Source organism: Salicola sp. AFF1 (assembly GCF_056783195.1).
Genome location: NZ_JBXAYL010000059.1, coordinates 1 through 3,802, shown reverse-complemented (window position 1 = coordinate 3,802; position 3,802 = coordinate 1). Strand labels below are relative to the sequence as shown.

The window sequence follows — 3,802 nt, the reverse complement described above, 5'->3', positions numbered from 1 at the left end:
TATTCAGATTTTGCCCGTATTAGCCCAGCTTGCGCTTTGCGGGGTATATTGGCCTGCGAAGTCACTGATTCAGGTAAAGGTTTATTATAAATCATGTTCGGCTACTTTTGAATCCCTTAGTACCAAGCGCACCTTGAGACCGAGCCCGCCCGCGAGGCGCTCAACACCCTGAGCGCACTGGCCCGTACTGAATCCCCCTGCATCCTGTGCTACGAACGCGACCCCAGGCAGTGCCACCGCTTGCTGGTTGGGGAGCGGGTTAAAGCCATAACGGGGGAGGACGTTCAGGACCTCTTCGCTTAGGGCCGGTTTGCTGGTCTCATATCAGTCTCGGATGTATGGCTTTCAGCCGGGAGGGTAAGGGCCCCGCGTTCAAGGGCAGCATGCGTGTGGAAGCTGCCTATCGCAGGCAGGTCCAGCGTGCCCGGACCAGGAGCCTGAAATCAGCCCCCAGACGAGCCTGGGGGTGGCGTGAATGACTGCAGCCGGTCGGTTTCCGTCCGGACCGCGGCGTAGCACTCACAGCACAGTTGCTCCAGGGCCCCTCGATCCAGAACCCGGATATGCCCCCTCGTGTAATGGATGACGCCCTGGCGCTGCAGTTTGCCCGCCGCCTCGGTAACCCCTTCACGCCTTACACCCAACATATTGGCAATCAGTTCCTGCGTCATGGCCAGCTCATTGGTCGGCAGGCGATCCATGGACAGCAGCAACCAGCGGCAAAGCTGTTGCTCAATGGTGTGATGACGGTTGCAGACGGCTGTCTGTGACATCTGCGTGATCAGCGCCTGGGTATAACGGAGCATGACCATCCGTATGTCGGGGTACTGACTGAAGGCTTCCTTGAGGGTGGCAGCAGGCAGGCGATAGGCCGAGCCGGCGCTTTGAACCACTGCCCGGCTGGGCGTGCTATCGCCGCCCATGAAAACGGCGATGCCCACGACGCCTTCATAACCGACCACGGCAATTTCAACAGAGGCGCCGTCCGACATGACGTACAGAAGTGAAATGATGCTATCCACCGGAAAGTAAACGTACTCCGGGGCCTGCCCCGCTTCATAGATCACATCGCCAAGCTGCAGGTCCACCTTGGTGAGTCGGGAGTCGATACGTGCTCGGGCATCCGGGGGCAGTTGAGCAAGTAGTTGATTATGATCAGCAACGGCGGATGGGGTCGTGTTTTGTGAAGGTGCCATGATGGTCTCTCGGGGAGCCTTTATCCTTGCCGCAATAGAAACAGCCGCGGTCAGTTTGTGATCGCGGGCGGTAGTATGCCAAGCATCAACTGCTCAAAACAGCCGAGCAATCACACACGATTGATTGTCAGATGTTGTTTAATGATTGAGCATCCTGTGAGCGAGAGCTATCTTATTCAAAGAACCTGAGTTCGGTCTGGGGTGTTAACCACTGATAGAGGCGACCTCCATGAATGTAACCCAGGGTGGTTTGAGCGAGCGTGATTCCAGCTGGGAAGATCGGGTAAACAATGGAGGTGATCAGGGCTTTACGGTCCTGCTGGTTGAGGATAATCCAGCGGACGCGGATCTCTGTCAGTTCTACCTCGAAGACGCTTTCGGTTCTCAGGCCAGCGTGCTGCACGCCAGCCGCCTGGCCCAGGTGGAGGCCCTTCTCCACCAACACGCCATTGATGTTGCCTTACTGGACCTGGGGCTGCCGGACAGTGGCGGGGTCAACTCAGTGATCAGACTCCGGGCCATGGTGTCCGACATTCCCATCATTGTGCTGACGGGCAACCGGGATCAGCAGCTCGGTGTCCGTGTGATCCGCGAGCACGCTCAGGACTTCTGTGCCAAACAGGACCTGAGCGTGGCCGTGCTGTACCAGTCCGTCCGTCACGCGATGGAGCGCCATCGGCTTCAGGCCCAATACGCCCGCATCCTGGATACCAACCCGGACGGCATGGTGGTGATCGCGGATGACCTGAGGGTGCTTTTCATCAATCAGGCAGCCACCCAGATGCTGGGATTGAACGTGCCGGACGACATTGGTTCGCCCCTCCCGCCAGAATTACTCGAGGAAGAAGGAGGTGAACTGGAACTCTCGGAGGGGCGGGTTGCGGAAGTGCGCAAGGCGACACTCGACTGGAATGATGCGCCGGCGACACTGATTGCTTATCACGACTTTTCCGAGCGTAAAGAGGTTGAATCACAGCTTAAGGAGCTCGTGGATTTTGATCCGCTCACGGGGCTCAACAGCCGGAACCACTTCTTTGACCATGTTGACCGCCTCATCGCCCATGTCGACCGTGACGGCGGCATGATTGCGGTTCTTTTCCTCGATCTGGATCGCTTCAAGAACGTTAACGACACAATGGGCCATTGTGCCGGCGATGAACTGCTGCGCTGCGTTGGCGAACGCCTGCGGGGCAACAGTCGTGGCAGTGACTTTATTGCCCGCCTTGGAGGGGATGAGTTCGCGTTGGTCCTTTTGGATAGTGAGCAGCCCGATGACGCGGCTCACATGGCAGAAAAGCTGATCGAGGTGTTCCGTAAGCCCATCAGCCTGGACCAGAGCAGTGTCGGGATTGGTGTGAGCATTGGTATTGCAACCTACCCCCACTGCGGCGGTGATGCCCAGGCGCTCTACTCGGCGGCGGATACCGCCATGTATCAGGCCAAAGAGCAGGGGCGGAACTACTACCATTTCTTTTCGGAGCAGCTGCAGCGCGAGGTTGAAAGCCATCTTGTACGGGAACAGGCGGTGCGCCAGGTCGCCGCCGAGGAGACGTTCTGGGTGGCCTATCAGCCCCAGGTGTGTGCGTCTGATGGGCAGTGTATGGGCGTTGAAGGGCTCTTGCGGTGGCCGGCCAACATCCTACCAATGGTACCGCCAGCGGCGTTCATTCCCATTCTGGAAGATGTTGGGCTGATCGAAAGGGTCGGCTATTGGGTCATGGAGCAGGCGGCGGCCAAAGCGGTTGAGCTCGAACGATCCCTGGGGGAACCGATGCGGATGGCGGTCAATGTGTCCATGCGCCAGCTGTACGCGCCAGGGTTCTATGAGCAGATTGCCGGCATCCTGGAATCAACCGGGCTCCGGCCGGAGTATTTTGAGGTGGAGTTGACGGAAGGCGCCATGATGGCGGATCTGGAGCGGACCTGCGATACACTCACCGGGCTGCGTCGGCTGGGTGTATCCGTGGCCATTGATGATTTCGGAACCGGCTGTTCCTCACTCAATTATCTCCGGAAACTGCCCGTGGATGGGCTCAAGATTGATCGCAGCTTGGTATCGGAAATCGGCCACAATCGTGAGACCGAAGCCATTATTGAGTGTCTTCTGGGGCTGGCCCGGGCACTGGGCTTGCGAGTGGTTGCCGAGGGTGTGGAAAACGGTGAGCAGCAGGATTTTTTGCGCGATATCGGGTGCGATGACCTGCAGGGGTTCCATATTGCAAGGCCCTCCGGGGCCGCTCAGTTCCAGGACTGGCTGAATGGCGATGGAGGCAGGAGCACGTGAGCAATGAGCCGGATGATGCCTCAGGCCATGACGAACTGCAGGCGGCGATCCAGCGCTATCGGGACATTATTGATGCGTCACCCTCTGCGCTGGTGCTGGTGAACCCCAAGGGGGAAATCGTTCTGGTCAATCGCGCCACGGAACGGTTGTTCGGGTATGAGCGCGAGGAACTGCTGGGCCAGTATGTCGAGATACTGGTTCCGGCCCCGGTCCGGGGCTCCCATCATACGTACCGCGAAAGCTATCCTGAATTTCTCATGAGAAGGCGGTGAAAGGAAGGAAGAAGCGGCTTAAAGTGGTATAATTTCAGGACGTTACACCA

The 3,802-nt window shown here is 58.2% G+C and carries 3 protein-coding genes and 1 pseudogene; 3 read left to right on the top strand and 1 reads right to left on the bottom strand.

Annotated features, from left to right (window positions below):
* Positions 1–132: 132 nt before the first annotated feature.
* Positions 133–303, top strand: a pseudogene (locus AC1RQI_RS16310) (DUF488 family protein, N3 subclade); the annotation flags it as partial.
* A 140-nt stretch (positions 304–443) separates the two neighbouring features.
* On the opposite strand, the gene AC1RQI_RS16305 reads toward AC1RQI_RS16310, so the two are convergent.
* Positions 444–1,196 carry a Crp/Fnr family transcriptional regulator gene (locus tag AC1RQI_RS16305; protein WP_416633920.1) on the bottom strand — a complete coding sequence of 251 codons (753 nt, stop codon included), beginning with the start codon at positions 1,194–1,196 and terminating at the stop codon, positions 444–446.
* A 229-nt stretch (positions 1,197–1,425) separates the two neighbouring features.
* Here AC1RQI_RS16305 and AC1RQI_RS16300 point away from each other — a divergent pair, with 229 nt between their 5' ends.
* A complete protein-coding gene (locus AC1RQI_RS16300) occupies positions 1,426–3,480 on the top strand; it encodes a putative bifunctional diguanylate cyclase/phosphodiesterase (RefSeq protein ID WP_481905668.1) in 2,055 nt (684 codons plus the stop codon).
* Positions 3,477–3,752 (top strand): PAS domain S-box protein, encoded by a 276-nt coding sequence (locus AC1RQI_RS16295; RefSeq protein ID WP_481905667.1) that lies wholly within the window; start codon positions 3,477–3,479, stop codon positions 3,750–3,752. The genes AC1RQI_RS16300 and AC1RQI_RS16295 overlap by 4 nt, the downstream gene beginning before the upstream one ends.
* Positions 3,753–3,802: the final 50 nt, after the last annotated feature.